The organism is Bradyrhizobium sp. T-1 (genome assembly GCF_053592855.1).
This window is the reverse complement of record NZ_CM132115.1, coordinates 6,280,811-6,298,131: the sequence shown is the minus strand read 5'-3', so window position 1 is coordinate 6,298,131 and position 17,321 is coordinate 6,280,811. Positions and strand designations below refer to the sequence as shown.

At 57.9% G+C, this 17,321-nt stretch carries 19 protein-coding genes; 12 read left to right on the top strand and 7 right to left on the bottom strand.

Translation table 11 applies throughout. From position 1 onward, the window contains the following. Position 1: 1 nt before the first annotated feature. From ACWAT4_RS30135 to ACWAT4_RS30125, 3 genes are all read right to left on the bottom strand, one after another. Positions 2 to 676 carry an ABC transporter permease gene (locus ACWAT4_RS30135; protein ID WP_128943125.1) on the bottom strand — a complete coding sequence of 225 codons (675 nt, stop codon included), beginning with the start codon at positions 674 to 676 and terminating at the stop codon, positions 2 to 4. Further along, positions 673 to 1,299, bottom strand: coding sequence for a type 2 periplasmic-binding domain-containing protein (locus ACWAT4_RS30130; protein ID WP_128943124.1), 627 nt, complete (start codon positions 1,297 to 1,299; stop codon positions 673 to 675). The genes ACWAT4_RS30135 and ACWAT4_RS30130 overlap by 4 nt, the downstream gene beginning before the upstream one ends. Positions 1,300 to 1,363: 64 nt before the next feature. Then, positions 1,364 to 2,131 (bottom strand): transporter substrate-binding domain-containing protein, encoded by a 768-nt coding sequence (locus ACWAT4_RS30125; RefSeq protein WP_128943123.1) that lies wholly within the window; start codon positions 2,129 to 2,131, stop codon positions 1,364 to 1,366. A gap of 251 nt (positions 2,132 to 2,382) precedes the next feature. On the opposite strand from ACWAT4_RS30125, the gene ACWAT4_RS30120 reads away from it, so the two are divergent. From ACWAT4_RS30120 to ACWAT4_RS30105, 4 genes are all read left to right on the top strand, one after another. Further along, positions 2,383 to 3,084 (top strand): helix-turn-helix domain-containing protein, encoded by a 702-nt coding sequence (locus ACWAT4_RS30120; RefSeq protein WP_092298138.1) that lies wholly within the window; start codon positions 2,383 to 2,385, stop codon positions 3,082 to 3,084. Between the two features lie 754 nt (positions 3,085 to 3,838). Then, positions 3,839 to 4,171, top strand: coding sequence for an enoyl-CoA hydratase-related protein (locus ACWAT4_RS30115; RefSeq protein ID WP_449728740.1), 333 nt, complete (start codon positions 3,839 to 3,841; stop codon positions 4,169 to 4,171). A gap of 39 nt (positions 4,172 to 4,210) precedes the next feature. Then, positions 4,211 to 5,020, top strand: a complete 810-nt coding sequence (locus tag ACWAT4_RS30110; RefSeq protein WP_449728739.1) for a 4-hydroxyphenylacetate 3-hydroxylase C-terminal domain-containing protein — start codon at positions 4,211 to 4,213, stop codon at positions 5,018 to 5,020. Between the two features lie 41 nt (positions 5,021 to 5,061). Then, complete coding sequence (locus tag ACWAT4_RS30105; RefSeq protein WP_128944091.1) at positions 5,062 to 5,502, top strand: SRPBCC family protein; 441 nt, start codon at positions 5,062 to 5,064, stop codon at positions 5,500 to 5,502. Between the two features lie 226 nt (positions 5,503 to 5,728). On the opposite strand, the gene ACWAT4_RS30100 is transcribed toward ACWAT4_RS30105, so the two are convergent. The 3 genes from ACWAT4_RS30100 to ACWAT4_RS30090 all read right to left on the bottom strand — a co-directional run bounded on the left by ACWAT4_RS30100 (position 5,729) and on the right by ACWAT4_RS30090 (position 7,781). Next, positions 5,729 to 6,451: an LrgB family protein gene (locus tag ACWAT4_RS30100; protein ID WP_128944090.1), complete on the bottom strand. Its 723-nt coding sequence runs from the start codon at positions 6,449 to 6,451 to the stop codon at positions 5,729 to 5,731. Further along, complete coding sequence (locus ACWAT4_RS30095) at positions 6,448 to 6,834, bottom strand: CidA/LrgA family protein (protein ID WP_128944089.1); 387 nt, start codon at positions 6,832 to 6,834, stop codon at positions 6,448 to 6,450. The genes ACWAT4_RS30100 and ACWAT4_RS30095 overlap by 4 nt, the downstream gene beginning before the upstream one ends. 152 nt (positions 6,835 to 6,986) lie before the next feature. Next, on the bottom strand, positions 6,987 to 7,781 hold the full coding sequence (locus ACWAT4_RS30090; RefSeq protein ID WP_449731284.1) for a FadR/GntR family transcriptional regulator: 795 nt from the start codon (positions 7,779 to 7,781) through the stop codon (positions 6,987 to 6,989). A gap of 105 nt (positions 7,782 to 7,886) precedes the next feature. Between ACWAT4_RS30090 and ACWAT4_RS30085 the strand changes: the two genes are divergently transcribed. From ACWAT4_RS30085 to ACWAT4_RS30050, 8 genes are all read left to right on the top strand, one after another. Further along, positions 7,887 to 9,416 (top strand): sugar ABC transporter ATP-binding protein, encoded by a 1,530-nt coding sequence (locus ACWAT4_RS30085; RefSeq protein WP_449731283.1) that lies wholly within the window; start codon positions 7,887 to 7,889, stop codon positions 9,414 to 9,416. Positions 9,417 to 9,473: 57 nt separating this feature from the next. Further along, positions 9,474 to 10,457, top strand: a complete 984-nt coding sequence (locus tag ACWAT4_RS30080; protein ID WP_449728738.1) for an ABC transporter permease — start codon at positions 9,474 to 9,476, stop codon at positions 10,455 to 10,457. An 89-nt stretch (positions 10,458 to 10,546) separates the two neighbouring features. Then, complete coding sequence (locus ACWAT4_RS30075) at positions 10,547 to 11,533, top strand: substrate-binding domain-containing protein (RefSeq protein ID WP_128944087.1); 987 nt, start codon at positions 10,547 to 10,549, stop codon at positions 11,531 to 11,533. Between the two features lie 29 nt (positions 11,534 to 11,562). Next, positions 11,563 to 12,660, top strand: coding sequence for an aldo/keto reductase (locus ACWAT4_RS30070; protein WP_430640456.1), 1,098 nt, complete (start codon positions 11,563 to 11,565; stop codon positions 12,658 to 12,660). A 27-nt stretch (positions 12,661 to 12,687) separates the two neighbouring features. Further along, positions 12,688 to 13,737: an aldo/keto reductase gene (locus ACWAT4_RS30065; protein WP_128944086.1), complete on the top strand. Its 1,050-nt coding sequence runs from the start codon at positions 12,688 to 12,690 to the stop codon at positions 13,735 to 13,737. After that, positions 13,734 to 14,216, top strand: coding sequence for a hypothetical protein (locus ACWAT4_RS30060; RefSeq protein WP_128944085.1), 483 nt, complete (start codon positions 13,734 to 13,736; stop codon positions 14,214 to 14,216). Before ACWAT4_RS30065 ends, ACWAT4_RS30060 begins: the two co-directional genes overlap by 4 nt. Then, positions 14,213 to 15,061 carry an N-acyl homoserine lactonase family protein gene (locus ACWAT4_RS30055; RefSeq protein ID WP_128944084.1) on the top strand — a complete coding sequence of 283 codons (849 nt, stop codon included), beginning with the start codon at positions 14,213 to 14,215 and terminating at the stop codon, positions 15,059 to 15,061. The genes ACWAT4_RS30060 and ACWAT4_RS30055 overlap by 4 nt, the downstream gene beginning before the upstream one ends. A 39-nt stretch (positions 15,062 to 15,100) precedes the next feature. Continuing rightward, the gene (locus ACWAT4_RS30050) at positions 15,101 to 16,081 is read left to right on the top strand and encodes an aldo/keto reductase (RefSeq protein WP_128944083.1); all 981 of its coding nucleotides are present in this window, start codon (positions 15,101 to 15,103) and stop codon (positions 16,079 to 16,081) included. A 194-nt stretch (positions 16,082 to 16,275) separates the two neighbouring features. On the opposite strand, the gene ACWAT4_RS30045 is transcribed toward ACWAT4_RS30050, so the two are convergent. Further along, positions 16,276 to 17,160, bottom strand: coding sequence for a beta-keto acid cleavage family enzyme (locus tag ACWAT4_RS30045; protein WP_128944082.1), 885 nt, complete (start codon positions 17,158 to 17,160; stop codon positions 16,276 to 16,278). Positions 17,161 to 17,321 lie beyond the last annotated feature (161 nt).

Genomic DNA, 17,321 nt, shown 5'->3' with positions numbered 1-17,321 from the left:
CTCACGCAAAGCCTCGATTGGACCGAATACCGGCGTTGCGAAAGCCCCAGGAGACAATGCTCGTAATAATGAGGTACAGGATCGCTGCCACGGAATAGACGAGGAACGGCTGCCTAGTCGCGCCGGAAATCACGGACGACGCTCGCAGTAGTTCCTCAAGTCCGATCACCGAAATTAAAGACGTCTGCTTAATCAGGATGATGGCAAGATTCCCGAAGCCTGGTAGGGCCAGCCGCCATGCCTGGGGCAGGATTATCCGAAAAAACGCGGCCTGTGGCGATAGTCCAAGTGCATGCGCCGCTTCAGTTTGTCCGCGCGGCACTTGTCCTATGGCGCCTCGAAAAATATCGCCAGCATAGGCGGCAAAAATGAAGGCAAGGGCCGCTACACCTGCAGCGAACCCGTTGATGTCCACATATTGGCCGGTGATCTTGGTCAGCGCTACTGTGCCGCCGAAATAAATCAGGTAGATGACGATGAGGTCGGGCACTCCCCGAACTACAGCGGTGTATGCTTCAGCACTGTAGCGAAGGGGTTTCGCACCATAAATTTTCGCGGTCCCCAATGAGATGCCGAGCACGGTCCCGACAACAAGTGCTACTAGCGCCACCGAGAGCGTAGTGACCGCTCCAAAAATGAGCTGCAGGCCATAACCGGAAAGCCAGTCCATCGTCATAGGGTCGACCTACTGACTTTTAAGGTGTTGTTCTCAACCTTCCGACGGATCAGCTCACGGATAGGTCCTTCATGCCAGGCCTGAAGCTTTCCTCCGGAAGTTCTCTCGTTTGCGTAGACGATCCAGACGTCATCAGGAGAACCGATCACCTGGTCCACTCGCACCCGATCCGGGTATTGTTCTGCATATTCGAGGTAAACGAGACCGGAATCGTATTTTTCCTTAAGAAGATTCTCAAAAATAATGGGCAGCGAAGGCTCGGATACCCGAGTCTGCCACTGACTGGCGTCGATGTAACTCTCGGTCGCCGGAGCCAGCAGGCCGATAGACTTCGGTGTTTCGATATCTGAACGTGTGAGAACTGCTAGGTCTTTGCTGCGACAGATGAAGCTGTCGACGGCGAACATCTTTTGGAAATGCGTACCGAGTGTCGGAGGCGTATCGGGATGAACGGCACACTGAAGGATGAAGTCGTAGTCGCCATTGATCAGCCCCTGCATTGCTACGTTGAAATTTGGGACGAGAACAATGTTGGCCTCCGGAATGTCGTGAAACTTGATGTACTCTTTGGTGACAAACTCATGGTTGGTCCCGGCCGGCCCGAGAGTTGCGAAGGTGATCATCGAATTTAGCCTGCACATCTAAAAGCGTTCAATATCCGTCTTGATCGTCTCGAACGCTGGATTGCTACATGAGTGGGAAGTCAAAGTATTTTCTCACGATCTTGTCGTAAGTCCCGTTCGACAAAATCGTATCGATGGCAGAATTCACTTGCTCTAGAAGTTTTGCGTCATCTTTGCGCAAAGCGATGGCGTTTCCTTCACCGAGAAGACCGCCGGTATATTCCGGGCCGACCAATTCATAGCCAGCCGCTTGCGGGCTCTTGAGGAAGCCAAGCAGCGAAGTCACGCGATTGGCCAGAAGCAAGTCGATACGCCCTGCAATTAGATCCATCTCGACATCAGTAGTCTTGTCATAGCGAACAATCTGGGAATCGGGATAGCTCGCCGACAAATAGGCGTCCTGAATGCTGCCGCGCTGTACGCCGATCACACGGCCCTTCAAAGCGGCGGGGCTCGTGTCTGCAAAAGTACCCTTCCTGGCAACAAACTGGCTGGACGTGTTCTTGTATTTCTTGGAAAAGGCGACCTGTTGCGTGCGTTTTTCGGTCACGCCCATGCTTGCGACAATCATGTCGTATTTTTTGGCATTCAGGCCAGGAATAATTCCATCCCATTCCTGGGCGACAATCTTGCATTTGGCCTTCATGACTTCGCAGAGTGCATTTGCAATATCGACATCCCAGCCGGTCAAAGTACCCTTGGCATCGACATAACTCCACGGCGGATAAGTGCCTTCAGTAGCGATGCGCAAATCCTGAGCAATCGCACTTGACGCAGTGGGCGTCAAAAGAGCAAAGCCGAGAGCAGCGATCCGACGACTCAAAATGTTCATGTTACTCTCGCGTCAAACGTTCAAGGGCAGCCAAGCTGCTCAAATGTCCGCCCCCGGGCTTGAACCGTCAACGCCGCTGAGAATATTTTAACCTGATGCAAATCAGCAGCCTGACTGCCTGACTTCCTGCGGCATGCCGCGGCCGGGTAGAGCGAGGGCAAGGTACGGTGCTTGGTACTAACCTCTTGTTTGGATGCCGAGATCGCATACTGTGATGCTTCCTCTATTAGTCACTGTAGCGAGGGCATCGTTTGGCCGGTGGAAAGCACGATCAGAAGCCGATTGCAGGCAAGCGTATGCGCAGGGGCGCGCTCTCGGTTATGACCAGGCCCGCAGCGAAGACGAACGCGTCGGGCGACACCGACCAATACAACTCCGAGAAAAGCAATGCTCTGGCGCGGGCTGTTGGCAAAGAGATCAAAAGCCTCAGGCTGAGTCTGAATATGGCAGCAAATCAACTTGCCGACGCCGCGGGTCTATCGAACGCTATGCTCTCGAGGATAGAACATGGATCCGCCACGCCGTCATTCACGACGCTGGCTTCGTTGTCGGCCGCGCTGAGGGTGCCGGTGTCGCGACTGTTTGCGGCCTATAATCAGCCCACCGATTTTTCTCTCGTCCGATCGGGTAAGGGCATCAACGTGCGCCGACAGGCTCATCGTTCTGGTCTAAGCTATCAGTTGCTCGGCCATCTATTGTCTGGCGAGAAATATGTCGAACCCTATCTCGTGACGCTGACAAGTGATTGTTCAAACAACCCCGGATTTCAGCATACCGGCATCGAATTCATGTATGTGCTGGAAGGGTCGATGATCTACCGTTATGGTGACGCAGTAATGGAGCTGCATCACGGAGATACGCTTGTATTCGATGCTAACTTTGTCCACGGCCATGAGAAATTGCTGACGCCGACGGTTCGTGTTCTGTCGGTGGTATTCAATTTGCGCACGTGACTCGCGCGATAAATTCACGTGCTCAAGAAGACGAGCCGGGCTTGACGTCCGTAAGGTCTCCATCGCGTGACTCTCCTCACGATTATCGCGAGCGGATCGGCTGTACCCTCTCAAGGCTGAAACAGGGGTTCGATTCCCCTAGGGAGCGCCAGAGATTTCAATGACTTAGCACTTGCATTGAAAAGTCGTCGAATATCCGTTGAATAAGCGCCGACGAACGTTGGCGAACTCCGCCACACTAATTCACGGAGCCGACCACGCGCAGGTTCGCGCGCACGATCCGACAGCTCCGTTCGCAATTTCGAGCGACGGTGATAGCCGTAACGATGCAATCCGCCACAAAGCACACGAAGTGCTCGCACCTACTTGGCTGCGCTCCACGCGTTGAATGCGCGATGTTTACGGTGCGCAAATGCAAATGAAGTCCGCATAAGTCCCGCGCTGACGTGGCTGGCCATGTTGCACTGGCCGGCGGCAAAAAATCCCGGCTTGATGCCCGGCGGAGCGCTCGTTGGGCGCGCCGGTCGCCCGGATTATTTCGGCTTGGACTCCAGATTGAGGCTCACCGTAAGCACGTAGAGCGGGTGTGGACGACGAAGCGCTCGTAGGGGATATCCCGGGGTATAGTGCTGCCTCCGCCAATGCCGAACGGGAAAATCTTGCTAAAGTTAGCTCGCCGAATCAGGTTGCCCCGGCTGAAGCGTCCTAATTTTGCTTTTGTTTATTTGCAGCGGCCAGGAGCGTCGCTGCTTGAATGACCGTCCGAACACCTAGCTTTTCCTTTGCATTATTTAGATACTCGGCGGACCGCTATCCAGCCGAGCAGGCGATGTCGATGGGATTGATCGACGAGATCCACGACGATGCGTCGCTCGCCACAGAACGCTTCCTGACGCGACTGGCGGACAATGCGCCCCTTTCAATCGCGGGTGCGAAGTACATGCTGAACGGGCTTTCGATGGGTGCCGGCGGCCTCGACTTGGCGGTGGCGCAGCAACTCGTCGACGTTGCGTCCGACAGCAACGACTTTAGGGAAGGGCGTCGCGCGTTTGCGGAGAAGAGAGCTCCGCGGTTTCGTGGCGAATAGCGATGGCAAACACCGAAACAGTCTTGGAGGGCAAATACGATGAAGCCTGCCAAGTTTGAGTACGTGGCGCCGACAACGGTGGACGCCGCGGTCGGCCAAGAAGCCATGATCGTTTTCGAGGATGTGTTCATCCCGGCCGAGCACGTGTTCATGGACGGCGAGGTGGAATTTGCATCTGCGCTGGTCGAACGCTTCACCTGCTATCATCGGCGCAGCTACGTCTGCAAAACCGGCGTCGGCGACGTTCTGATCGGCGCAGCGGCGACGATCGCAGACTACAATGGCGTTGAGCGCGCCTCCCATATCCGCGACAAGCTGGTCGAGATGACCCATCTCAACGAAACCATCTATGGGGCTGGCATCGCCGCGAGCCATCAGGGAATCGCGATGAGTTCGGGGGCGTACCTGCCGGACGAGATGCTTGCGAACGTCTGCAAGCACCACGTCACGCGCTTGCCCTACGAGATCGGCCGGCTGGCGCAGGATCTCGCAGGCGGGCTGATGGTGACCTTGCCGTCGGAACGCGAGCTGCGCCATGAGACGATCGGTCCCCTGATCGAAAAATATCTGAAAGGCCGGCCGGAAGTCGCGACGGAGGACAGGATTCGTGTTCTGCGCTTGGTCGAGAACATGACGCTGGGCAGGAACGCGGTCGGATATCTGACGGAATCCATGCATGGAGCGGGTTCGCCGCAGGCGCAACGGATCCTGATCGCGCGGTCGATGCAGATCGACTTCAAGAAGGAGCTGGCCAAGGCGCTTGCCGGCATTTCGTCGACATCGCGGGCGGAGATCGAGAACGATCTTTCGACTTACATGGCCCGGGTATTCGCGCCCGTTCGCGATTGAGGCGCGAAGGCTGGTTCAGCTCGAGCTTTGTGGAGACGACAATGGCTATGACAATGACGGGCGAGATTCAGCTCGCCGCCCCGAGGGAGGTCGTTTGGACCAAACTGAACGACCCCGCGGTTCTGAGAGCCTGTATTCCCGGATGCGAGGAACTGGAGGAGATCGACCGTCAAGGATTTCGCGCCGTCGCAAAGATGAAGGTGGGGCCTGTTTCGGCGCGGTTTAGAGGCAAGGTGACGCTGACCGACCTCGACCCACCGAACAGCTACAATATCGCGGGAGAAGGCGAGGGCGGTGTCGCGGGCTTCGCAAAGGGCGGCGCAAAGGTCAGGCTTCTCGAGCGAGACAATGGCACCCTTTTGACGTATCACGTCGAGGCGCAAATCGGCGGAAAGCTTGCCCAACTGGGGCAACGACTTGTCAACGGCACGGCCAAGAAACTGGCAGATGAGTTCTTTACCAATTTCGCGCGGTCACTTTAATTGACGACCGCTCGTCCAGTTCGCCTGAGCAGTTTACGATGGCTTGCCAGCCGAATGTTCTCTGCGTAGGGGAATTTTGGATGGCGACAAAACACACGTCCGCGCCAGCGGCATTGCGTAAGGCGCAACCGGCGAGGGCGCCAAGGTCTATCCATCGAGACTGTATCAGTTCTCCTACACCTTTGACGCTCCAAGCCGCAAGTCGATACGCGATGGCATCGACACATCAGTGCAGCAGCAATGTTACCGCGAGCGGCACCAACAACGACGTTACAAGCGCATTCAGGCCCATGGCGATGCCAGAAAAAACGCCGGCCACCTCGTCGACCTGAAACGCGCGTGCTGTGCCGATGCCGTGCGCAGCGATGCCGACCGCGAAGCCGCGGGCGCGAAAATCAGTGACGGCGATCCGATTCATGAGTGGAGTGACAATGATGGCGCCCATGATGCCGGTGAGGACGACTGAAACCGCCGTCAGAGACGCGTCGCCATGCAGGGATTCACTGATACCCATGGCGACACCCGCAGTGACCGATTTCGGCGCCAGCGAGAGGATGACCGCCTGTGGCAGGCCAAATGCCTGGGCGAACAGGACGACGGAGACGATGGCCGTGATCGAGCCGGCGACCAGCGAGATCAGCATCGGTCCGATCGCCGCTATGACGCGTTGGCGGTTGTCGTAGAGCGGTACCGCGAGTGCCACTGTCGCTGGCCCGAGCAGGAAGTGCACAAACTGCGCGCCGGAAAAGTACGTCGTGTAAGAGGTGCCCGTCATGATCAGGAATCCGCCGATGATCCAGATCGAGTGAAGGACCGGATTGGCCAACGGATGGCGGTGTGTCGCAAGCGAGACGGTATCTGCGATCGCATAGACAGAGAGCGTTACGGTCAGCCAGAGCAGAGGCGACTGCGAGAGATAAACCCAAAGTGAGAATGAGTTTTCGTTCATCGCTGTGCTTGCTTTCTCGCGAGCAGGCGGCTGACCGCGAGGAATGTGGCGACTGTTACGAGCAAAGTGACGACCACCGACGCCGCCAGCGTCAGCAGGATTCCGACACCGTGCTCGACAACCAGATCGAGCTTCTGCACCACGCCGACGCCGGCAGGAATGAACAACAGCGACAGATGCGCGAGCAAGCCGCGGCCCGTGCCCTCGACGGCATCGTTTTGCAAGGGGCCCCGTTGGAGCGCGAAATAGCGATCGCGCATTAGGAGAAGGAGAAGCAGGAATAGCAGGCCGAGCACCGGACCCGGCATCGGTAAATTCAGGCCGCGCACTATCGCTTCGCCGATGAGCTGGCAGAGCAGGATCAAGCTCAGACTTGCGATCATGGGAGATGTCCGCTGCGTGACAGATGATCCGCGACGAAATCTGCGGGGTCGTCTTGGGGGAGCGATGAATGCGAAGACATCGTTACGTGACGCCGAGCCGTCTTACCGAGAGGAGCGCAAGTGGCCGAAGCGCAACCTGACGCCGCTGGAGGTTAAGCTGCCGGGATCTTCAGAGACGACATGAAGTGCTCCATGTTCGCCTCGACGCTTTCTCGGCTGAGCAAACCTGTCTTCTGATCGCGGATCATGGCGTACATCTTCTCGTGCAGACCAACGGCGCGATAGCGTCCACTGACCTCCAGCGATTTGCGAACCCAGGGGGCAACCATGTTCAGAACGAAGTCAGCGATCACAACGATGAGCTTGTTGCCTGCTGCCGCATAAACCGCGCGATGAAAATCAAGGTCGGCCTCGAGCAGCTTATCGATGGGCGAGTGGGGATCCTCGGAGAGAGCCTTCAGGCGGTCGATGCTTTCTCGCATGATCGCCAGATCACGGTCGGTGCGTCTGATCGAGGCCAGCTCTGCGCAGTTTCGATCGAAAATGTACCGGAGCTCCATCAGCATCTCAGGTGAAGAATCCTGAAGATAGAGCTGGAACATCATCAGTGGCATTACGGCAGTGCCTTCGTCCTTGCGGATGTAGTTGCCGTGCCCATGCCGCGTTTCGATCAGTCCTGAGACCGCAAGCGTCTTCATCGCCTCGCGGATAGGGGTGCGGCTGATGCCGAGCTTTTCTGCAAGCTCCTTCTCGTTGGGTAGCTTGTCACCTGGGTTCAAATTTCCCTTGGCAATTTCGCCGGTGATGTAATTCAGCGCGACTTCGACACGCGTGGGTAGCTTCTTGTTCTCCATTTGCTCCATCGGTCGCTCGTAGCTCTCATTTTCCGCCGCCGTCGCATTGCGATCACATAAGCCGCCGCGCGACCAGATCAAACCAACGAACATCCACAAGGTAGGAGGTATGATCTCTGTTGACAACAGGTATAAGGTATGACCTCATATCTCTAGCGCAGACGCCAAGACGTCCGCTGGAGGAAATCAATGCTTTCGTTGCCCGGGGCAGAACCGGAAGCCCGCGATCACACTGCCATCGGGCTGCACGATCAGCCGCTGCTGGTAGCGGAAGGAATAGCCAAGTCTTTCAACGGAGTTCCGGCGCTGCGTGACGGTCGACTGACCGTCAAACGTGGAACTGTGCACGCCCTCTGCGGTGGCAATGGCGCCGGTAAGTCGACGTTTCTGAACATTGTGATGGGCTTGCTGCACCGCGACGAAGGCAGCATCCGCATCGAGGGAGTCCCCGTCGACTTCAGAAGTGCCGCCGATGCTCTGCGGCATGGCGTGGCGATAATCACACAGGAGCTATCTCCGGTTCCCGAGATGACTGTTGCCGAGAACATCTATCTGGGGCGAGAGCCGAAGATCGGTGGTCTCGTCGTCGACTTCCCGAAGATGCGGCGCGCCGCAAAGCAGCTTCTCGACGACCTTGAGTTCGACGTTCCCGTCGGCGCCTGCATGCGAGATCTGAGCCTGGCCCAGGTTCAGCTCGTCGAGATCGCCAAGGCACTTAGCTACCGCGCGGACATCGTCATCATGGACGAGCCGACCTCGGCCATCGGCGAGCATGAGGTCCACATCCTGTTCAACGCGCTGAAGCGGATAAAGGCGCGTGGATCCGGAATCGTCTACGTGTCGCACAAGCTGACCGAGATATTCGAGATCGCGGATGAATACACTGTCTTCCGCGATGGGCGCTTCATCGAGAGCGGACCCATTTCCTCGATTGACCGGAATCATCTGGTCACGCAGATCGTCGGTCACGAAGTCAAGATGGTCGAAAAGGGGCAGCCGAACGAGGGCGCACCGATCCTGCTCGAAGTGCGTTCGTTGTCGCGCGGGTCTCACTTCAAGAACATCTCCGTCAATGTTGCCGCCGGAGAGATACTGGGCATCTACGGTCTGCTCGGTTCAGGGCGAACGGAGTTTCTGGAAACGGTCTATGGCATCCACGCCCCGAGCGAGGGGGAAGTCCTCCTCGATGGGAAGAAGGTGGATCCAGGCAATCCGAAGAAATGCATCCAGCAGGGCATGGCCATGGTCCCCGAGGATCGGAAGGACGTTGGCCTCGTGCTTTGCGCATCCATCGCGCACAACATCGCGTTGTCGTCGTTGGCACTCCGCGCCGTGAGCGGCTTTGTTCGCCGCAAGGCGGAGGCCGAGGCGACCGATCGGATGATGCGGTTGAACCGGATCAAGGCCGCTTCCCCGCACGTTGCTGTGGAAACGTTGAGCGGCGGAAACCAGCAGAAAGTGGTGTTTGCCCGCTGCCTCCTTACCAACCCGCGCCTGCTGATCTGCGACGAGCCGACACGTGGAATCGACGAGGGATCCAAGCAGGAGATCTATGCCTTTCTCCGCGAGTTTGCGGCGAAGGGCAACGCGGTGCTCGTCGTCTCATCCGAGGCGCCGGAGATTCTCCAGATCAGCGATCGCATCGCCGTCTTTCGGCAAGGGCGACTCGATCACGTCGTCGATGGGCGCGAGACCTCCCAGCAGATGCTGACCGACCTCGCGAGCTAAGGCAGATCGATTAATTCTCGAAAACTGGCACGTGTGCCGTCGAAGCGAGGAGTGGACATGGTGGCCAACACAATGAGCAACATCACAACGGACGTCAGATCCAGAAAGATTGCGGCTGTGGGGCCCTACCTGAAATCATTCAGCATCGTCATCGTGTTCGTGGTGATCTCGGCGTTCTTTGCCGTAGCCAATGAATACTTCATGACCTGGCTGAACTGGGTGAATCTGTTACGGCAGTCGTCGATCAACGGCATTCTGGCGATCGGTGTGACCTTCGTCATTCTCACAAAGGGCATAGACCTTTCAGTCGGCTCGGTAATGGCCCTAGCCGGTATGATCGCTGCCAGCCTTGTGACCTCTACCAACCAACATTTGGTGCTCTGGGCAATCCTGGCAGGAGCGGGGACCGGCGCGGCACTTGGCCTGGTGAACGGGGTGATCGTGACAAGCTTCAACGTGCCCCCATTCGTTGCGACCCTTGGCATGCTGAGCATGGCCCGCGGCATGACGCTCATTTTTTCTGACGGGCGGCCCGTTCCCAACCTTTCCGAGTCGTTCCGCTGGATCGGTGGCGGCAGCGTGGCGGGCGTTCCCGTGCCGGTCTTGATCCTCTTTCTTGTGTTTGCCGTCGGATGGATCGTCCTCTCTTACACGACCTTCGGACGCTACGTGTACGCGGTTGGAGGAAACGAGAAGGCGGCCAAGACGAGCGGCATCTCCACGCGGACCGTGGTCGCATCCACCTACGTCATCTCGGGCCTCCTCGCCGGACTCGCTGGCCTGGTGCTCACGTCCCGCACAACCGCCGCACTTCCGCAGGCTGGCATCGGTTACGAACTCGACGCAATAGCGGCGGTGGTGATCGGCGGGACCAGCCTCGCGGGCGGGCGAGGCTCGCTAGTCGGGACGCTGTTCGGCGCTCTCATCATCGGAACGATCAACAACGGCATGGATCTGATGGGGGTGTCTTCCTACTACCAGCAGCTTCTCAAGGGCGCGATCATCATCGTCGCCGTCATGCTTGACCAATTTCGCAAGTGATACTGCGAAGACGATTACAGACCGTGGAACGCGGCTGTAACGCCCACACGGGCAATTGTTAGCTGACTACATCTCAATCGGAGGAGACGATGAAGGTTACGCGTAGATCGACGTTGGCGGGTTTTGCCGCTGCTGCATTGATTCTGTCGACCGGTACGGCCTTTGCTCAAAGCAAGATTCGGATCGCCGCCTTGTCGTTCGGAGAATCGGGCGAGTACATGAAGGCCTGGTCCAGCGAGATCCAGAACCATCCTGCGGTCAAGGATGGCTCTGTTGCAGTGACGATTTTCGATGGCAAGTACGATCCGCTCGTCCAAGCGAATCAGATCGATACGGCTATCACGCAAAAATTCAATGCCATCATCATGGCGCCATTCGATCTTCAAGCGTCGGCGCCGGCAATCGACAAGGCGATCGCCGCCGGCATTCCGGTGATCGTGTCGGCCCTGAAGACCGCGTCGAAGGGTTATACCGCTTCCATCATTGTCAACGACACCGAGGGAGGGCGTATCATTGGCGAGCAACTTGGCAAGCTGCTGCCCAACGGCGGCAACGTCGTTCTTATGGAGGGTCCGATCGGCCAGTCGGCACAGATCGAACGTAAGGCTGGTGTCGACGCGGGTTTGGCCAAGTTTCCGAAGCTGAAACTGCTCGCCAGTAAGTCTGGAAACTGGAGCAGAGCCGAGGGCCAAGCACTCATGGAGAACTGGTTGCTCGCGCACCCCGGCAAGATCAATGCCGTGCTCGCCGAGAACGACGAGATGGCGCTCGGTGCGATCGAAGCCATGAAGAGTGCGAAGGTTGACTTCAAATCAGTTCCGGTGCTTGCGATCGACGGTATTCCGGATGGCAAGCGCGCCGTGCAGAGAGGCGAGATGACCGTGACACTCTACAAGTACGCTCGCGCGGAAGGCCAGGGCGCGGTCGATCTCGCTCTGCGCGCCATCAAGGGTGACAGCTATAAGCCTCAGTCGGAAATCTGGAACTCGTTGATGGAATGGAAGGGCGGGACCGAGAAGGACTACGTCGTTCCGTGGCTGCTCTTGGATTCGTCGAACGTAGCTAAGTACATGTAGCTTCATTGGCGCGCATGCGGGACGCCGTCGTGCGCGCCAATCCTCAAATAGGGATTCTCGATATGGTGGCTCTGGAGAAGAGAGTGCTTCCGAACGGCCGCGTGAATTTGACCGCGCTTGGGCTCGGAACATCGCCCCTCGGCGGCTGTGGCGTGCCAGTTAGCTTCGAGACGTTCGAGGCTGTGATCTTGAAGGCTTACGCGCTGGGCGTACGGTACTTCGACGTTGCACCGCTCTACGGCCTCGGGAAGTCCGAGCATTTCCTCGGCCATGTGCTACGCGTTCATGGCCTGCGCTCTGAGGTGGTTGTGAGTACCAAAGCCGGACGGCTCCTGAAGCCGGCCAGCCGCTCCGCCCGTGCGGAGAGCCTGTATGGAATCAATTGGGTCGATCCGCTGCCTTTCGTCGATGAATATGACTACAGCTACGACGGCATTATGCGCTCCTTCGAGGACAGCCAGCAGCGCATGGGGCTCGACCATATCGACATCCTCTTCCTGCACGATGTCAGCGGAGTCTGGCACCGCGAGAGCTATCCGACATACCAGAGGCAGCTCCGCGAAACCGGATACCGCGCGTGCGACGAACTCCGTCGCTCGGGAGCGGTCAAGGCCATCGGTCTCGGCGTGAATGAAACGGCTTCGGTGCTTGAAGTGGCTGCGGAGTTCGATCTCGATTGCTCGCTCGTAGCGGGACGTTACACGCTCCTGAACCATGCACCGTTGACCGACTTCTTCCCGGAAGCCCAGCGTCGCGGCATCGGCATCATCGCCGGCGGCGTCTATAACTCGGGTATCCTGGCGGAAGGTAGCCGGGGAAATGCGCTGACACGGACATACGACTACCAGGCCGCTCCTGAATCCATCGTGCGCCGAGTAAAGGCGCTGGAGGTCATTTGCGAGCGCCACGAAGTGAGGCTGGCCGATGCGGCTTCCCAGTTCGTTTATGCGCATCCAGCCGTGACTTCGGTGGTTCAGGGCGCGCTCACCACAGCGCATGTCGAGCAGAACGTGGCTTCGATATCGGCGCCAATTCCTCAAGCGTTTTGGTTGGACCTCAGGAGCGACGGCCTGATTCCCAGCGAAGCTCCACTGCCGAATGGGGCTTCCTCGGTACTGTCCGACTGACATTCTAAGACAAATAGGAGAAGAGCTATGTTTCCGCTCGAAAGGCGAACTCTAGGCAGCACCAAAGTTTCCGTCACGTCCGCGGGGCTCGGGACGGTGCCTCTTTCCGGGTTCAATGTCGGGGTGTCCTATTCCGAATTTGAGGCTGTCATCAAGGCAGCCTTCGACCTTGGTGTGCGCTACTTCGATTGCGCACCGATGTACGGTCTCGGAAAGTCCGAGCATTTCCTCGGCCGCGCTCTCCGCGACCTCGGCATCCGCGATCAGATTGTCGTGAGCACGAAGTGCGGCCGGGTACTCAAGCCAGCCAGCCGAACACCGAAGCTCGACACAGTTTATGGCATCGAATGGGTTGATCCGTTCCCGTTCAGAGACACGTACGACTATACGTACAACGGCGTGATGCGCTCGTTCGAGGACAGTCAGCATCGTTTGGGTCTCGATTATATCGATGTACTTCTGGTCCACGACGTCGGCCGCGCATGGCACGGCGATCAGGCAGAATTCTACTGGAACCAGCTCCGCGAGAGTGGGTACCGTGCGCTCGACGAGCTGAAGAGTTCGGGTGCTATTGGTGCGGTCGGGTTGGGAGTGAACGAGACCGACTCGGTTGTCGGAGTAGCGCGCGAATTTCCAATTGACTGCGCGTTGATCGCAGGTCGATACACGCTGCTCAACCATGCACCACTCGATGGGCATTTTGACGAGCTTCAGTCCCGAAATGTCTCGGTAATTGCGGGTGGCATCTACAATTCGGGCATCTTAGCCGCTGGATCGAAGGCGGCAGCCTCGACCTATGACTACCAGCGGGTCCCCAGCGCTATCCTGGAGCGCGTCCGTTCAATCGAGAAAGTTTGCGAACGACACGGTGTTGATTTGCCGACCGTCGCGACCCAGTTCGTGCAAGCGCATCCCGCCGTCGCCACCGTTGTTCAGGGCGCGAAGTCCACAAGCGAGGTTACCCAGAACGTCCACGCTGTCTCGGCGCGGATACCCGCTGCTCTCTGGCAGGACTTGAAAAATTTCGACCTAATCCCATCGAATGCGCCGGTTCCGGAAGACGGGCGATCCTCGTGAGCGGATTTCTAAGCGCACAGTTCCGTGCCGACGATCCCTTCGAGGGGATTGCACCGGGTTCAGCAGTTGCCGAATACGATGTCGTCATCGGGCCGGTCGTCCACTATCTGCGCGATGTTGTGACTGACCGCTCTGTTCGTCTTCTCGCGAACTTCATTGGGACGTCGCGTCTGGAGGATGAAAGCAAGCCTGACGCCGGCGATTCTGATCAGGTGTACGAGATTCTTGCAGCGGTTCGGGTACCGGTGCAGCGGCAGCACGAGCATCATCATGTGAAGCAAGCGGCGCATCTGCTGCTGCCGCCGCGGGCGGCACCCCTGGCGCCACATCAGCGCTCGTCCGAAGTGAGCTTGCTGTCAGGGGCGTGGGACCATCTGCGTCGGGCGAGTCCGATCGCTTGCGGCGGCTTGATCGACCTGCGGCAGTGCTGCGGCCAACTTAAGCTTGGTGGTGACCTCCTGATTGGAGCCTCCAAATGACGAGATATGCCATCACTGTGCTTGAATACGCAGCGAGCCCCCAACATCCGACAAGTGGGGTGTTGTACGGCCGTCACAACAGCGGAAGCATGAACCTGCCGTTTACCTATGTGCTCCTGCGCAGTAGCGACACGGTCGCTTTGGTTGACACCGGTTACGATCAGTCGGACTTCGGAGGCGAGATCGCCAATTCCATCGGCGTCACCGGCTGGACCCCACCTTCGGAGGTCTTGGGAGCCGTCGGCATTCGTCCCGAGGATGTGCAGCATGTGTTCCTTACACACGCTCATTTCGACCACATGGGTGGGCTGGACTACTTCCCGAACGCCAAGTTCTACATCCAGAAGCGCGAGATCGAGAGCTGGGTCTGGGCCATGTCCAAGGGACGTCGTTTTCGATCCCTCCTCGGCGGCATCAATCCTGCCGATATCTTGAAGCTCGTGAATCTCGGGCTGAAAAATCGGCTGGTCGTGCTGGACGGTGCGTCGCACGACGTCCTGCCGAATGTCGATCTTCTTCCCGCCTTTGACACCCACACGGCAGGTTCGCAGTACGTGGCGGTTCGCAACGGCGGAAGCTTAGAGGACCGATGGGTCCTTACTGGAGACGTTGTCTACACCTACGAAAACCTGCATGGAGGTGATCGGGATGATCCCTGCTTCGTGCCACCAGGACTGGCTACGGGAAGTCAGACAAACCTCATTCTCGCGGCGGAAGAGATGCTCGCCAGCGTCGGCGGCGACATGCTGAGGCTCGTCCCCGTCCACGAGGAAAAGCTCAAGGATCATTTCCCATCTCGGGTGAGTGATCGGGGACTGAGGATCGTTGACATCGCGACACTCTGAAACAGCTCAGGGGCTGGCGAAGCAGCAAAGGTATCGCTCATGGATTACATACGTTTGGGCCGTTCGGGCCTCAAGATTTCGCGGATTGTACTTGGCTGTATGAGTTACGGAGTCGGGGAGAGAGGGAATCATCCCTGGACCCTAGGCGAGGGCGATAGTCGGCCATTCATACGGAAGGCTCTCGATTTCGGGATCAATTGCTTCGATACGGCTAACGTGTACTCGGACGGTACGAGCGAGGAGATCGTCGGCAAGATTCTCAAGGAAATGGTACCGCGAGACGAAATCGTGATCGCTACGAAGGTCTACGGCCGCATGCGCCCGGGACCAAACGGGATCGGCCTTTCGCGAAAGGCAATTCTTGCCGAAGCGGAAGCCAGTCTCCGGAGGCTCGGCACTGACTATATCGATCTGTACCAGATCCATTTCTGGGACAACGACACGCCAATCGATGAGACTCTTGAAGCCTTGAACGACCTCGTACGAAGCGGGAAGGTACGCTACATCGGCGCGAGCAATGTCTATGCGTGGCAATTCGCCAAGGCTTTGTACCGATCTGACGCGAATTCGTGGGCGCGTTTCGTCTCCATGCAGTGTCATTTGAATCTTCTTTACAGAGAAGAGGAGCGAGAAATGCTTCCGCTCTGTCGGGACGAAGGCGTCGGTGTGATTGCGTTCAGTCCGCTTGCCCGGGGCCGGCTCACCCGGCCCTGGACTGAGAGAAGCTCTCGCTCCGATACCGATAATGTAACGGCACAGTTCTACGGCCATGCCGAAGCCGCCGACCGCAGCATCGTCGACGCAGTTACGGATATTGCGACGGAACGACGGGTGGCGCCAGCGCATGTGGCGTTGGCATGGGTCGCTGCGAAGGCTGGAGTGACGGCACCAATTGTTGGTGCGACTAAAACGCAGCACCTTGACGATGCAATTGCAGCGCTCGGCTTGAAGCTTACATCCGATGAAATAGGCAGACTGGAAGAACGCTACGTGCCTCATACCGTGGTTGGATTGAAGTAGAGTGTAGCTCGATCGGACTTCATTAAGGGAGGGTTGAGCCCGCAAGCTGCACCTGCCGCAAAAAAAGTGCCGGGATCTATTGAGATCCCGGCACAGTCAGGGAGAACCTCGGAGATGTACAGAATTCCTGGTATCGTTGGCTGATTTTTACCGAAGGGCGTTATCCGGCGCCGATCGTATCGAGATGCGCCGCATCAGGAGATTTCGAGAATCTCCCGGACGTCATCTGGCGAGGCGATCTCCCGGCCGCATCCTCTCGCGATTATGCAAGTGCGGCGGACGAGTTCCTCGTTAGTCGGACAGCCGAGCTCAATGTACGGGTAGTCTCCAATCCCCGGAGCGATATTGCCGCCACGCCTCGCGACGCCCTCGCACAGATCCAACAAATTTCCGCCGACAATATTGGCAGTCCAGCTGTGCCGGACGCTCTTGGGCAGAAACGGCAAGAACGCGTCCAATCCTTCGAGCGTGCCGGGATGGCCCGTCAGATACGGCCCATCGGTCATGTTGAGCAGGAAGTAGCCGGGCGCGGCCACGAGGCCCATCTCCATGAATGCCAGCGCGCGTCGCACAAAGCCGATCGACCAGCAGGTCATCTTCGGCTTGATGCCGGCATTCTTCAGGGAGCGAAAGTAGTGCTCCACCGCGTTGGTTCGGTTCTCGTAAACGCGATCGGAGTGCGAAAAACTGAGCTTCTCACGGTCGAACACGTCGAGATTGGTGCTGCCGGTATCAATCGGAACGATGTCCGGTTTGGTCGCCGGGTCCTTGGCAAGTTCGAGAATGCAGTTAATCCGCGCATTCGGCTCGGTATCGTTGGCGAAGAAGCCGAGCGTTGGCAGGATCAGCATATCGCATTTCTGCCGAACCTTTCGGATGATCTCAGCGTTCCTTTCGGCGGTATGGAGCGGCGCCCCGTCGTCCGCACGAGCGTGGAAGTGAAGAATTGAAGCTCCAGCTTCGCGGCAGCGAGCTGCCGTCTCGGCGATTTCATCTGCCGTCCAGGGAACGTGAGGGTTTCCATCCCGCATCGCGTATTCGTTCACGCGAGCCTCGACGATCATCTTCCTGTGCGTCATTTTGATGCCTCATGCCAACGACCAGGCAGACTTCAAGGCCGTCGGTAGGGGGTTAGGCCAGCCATGATCGAGCGTTGCGCCACCTTAGGACTCCGGCGCAGAACCCCCAAACGACTTTTAAAGCCGCCCTTGTGATAAAAGCTCACACCCGCTAAATTGTC

Excerpts from the sequence above, each read along its gene's own strand:
- ACWAT4_RS30135 (WP_128943125.1), bottom strand. The coding sequence starts at position 676 with ATGACGATGGACTGGCTTTCCGGTTATGGCCTGCAGCTCATTTTTGGA.
- ACWAT4_RS30130 (WP_128943124.1), bottom strand. The coding sequence starts at position 1,299 with ATGATCACCTTCGCAACTCTCGGGCCGGCCGGGACCAACCATGAGTTT.
- ACWAT4_RS30125 (WP_128943123.1), bottom strand. The coding sequence starts at position 2,131 with ATGAACATTTTGAGTCGTCGGATCGCTGCTCTCGGCTTTGCTCTTTTG.
- ACWAT4_RS30115 (WP_449728740.1), top strand. The coding sequence starts at position 3,839 with ATGACCGTCCGAACACCTAGCTTTTCCTTTGCATTATTTAGATACTCG.
- ACWAT4_RS30110 (WP_449728739.1), top strand. The coding sequence starts at position 4,211 with ATGAAGCCTGCCAAGTTTGAGTACGTGGCGCCGACAACGGTGGACGCC.
- ACWAT4_RS30105 (WP_128944091.1), top strand. The coding sequence starts at position 5,062 with ATGGCTATGACAATGACGGGCGAGATTCAGCTCGCCGCCCCGAGGGAG.
- ACWAT4_RS30100 (WP_128944090.1), bottom strand. The coding sequence starts at position 6,451 with ATGAACGAAAACTCATTCTCACTTTGGGTTTATCTCTCGCAGTCGCCT.
- ACWAT4_RS30095 (WP_128944089.1), bottom strand. The coding sequence starts at position 6,834 with ATGATCGCAAGTCTGAGCTTGATCCTGCTCTGCCAGCTCATCGGCGAA.
- ACWAT4_RS30090 (WP_449731284.1), bottom strand. The coding sequence starts at position 7,781 with ATGTTCGTTGGTTTGATCTGGTCGCGCGGCGGCTTATGTGATCGCAAT.
- ACWAT4_RS30080 (WP_449728738.1), top strand. The coding sequence starts at position 9,474 with ATGGTGGCCAACACAATGAGCAACATCACAACGGACGTCAGATCCAGA.
- ACWAT4_RS30075 (WP_128944087.1), top strand. The coding sequence starts at position 10,547 with ATGAAGGTTACGCGTAGATCGACGTTGGCGGGTTTTGCCGCTGCTGCA.
- ACWAT4_RS30065 (WP_128944086.1), top strand. The coding sequence starts at position 12,688 with ATGTTTCCGCTCGAAAGGCGAACTCTAGGCAGCACCAAAGTTTCCGTC.
- ACWAT4_RS30055 (WP_128944084.1), top strand. The coding sequence starts at position 14,213 with ATGACGAGATATGCCATCACTGTGCTTGAATACGCAGCGAGCCCCCAA.
- ACWAT4_RS30050 (WP_128944083.1), top strand. The coding sequence starts at position 15,101 with ATGGATTACATACGTTTGGGCCGTTCGGGCCTCAAGATTTCGCGGATT.
- ACWAT4_RS30045 (WP_128944082.1), bottom strand. The coding sequence starts at position 17,160 with ATGACGCACAGGAAGATGATCGTCGAGGCTCGCGTGAACGAATACGCG.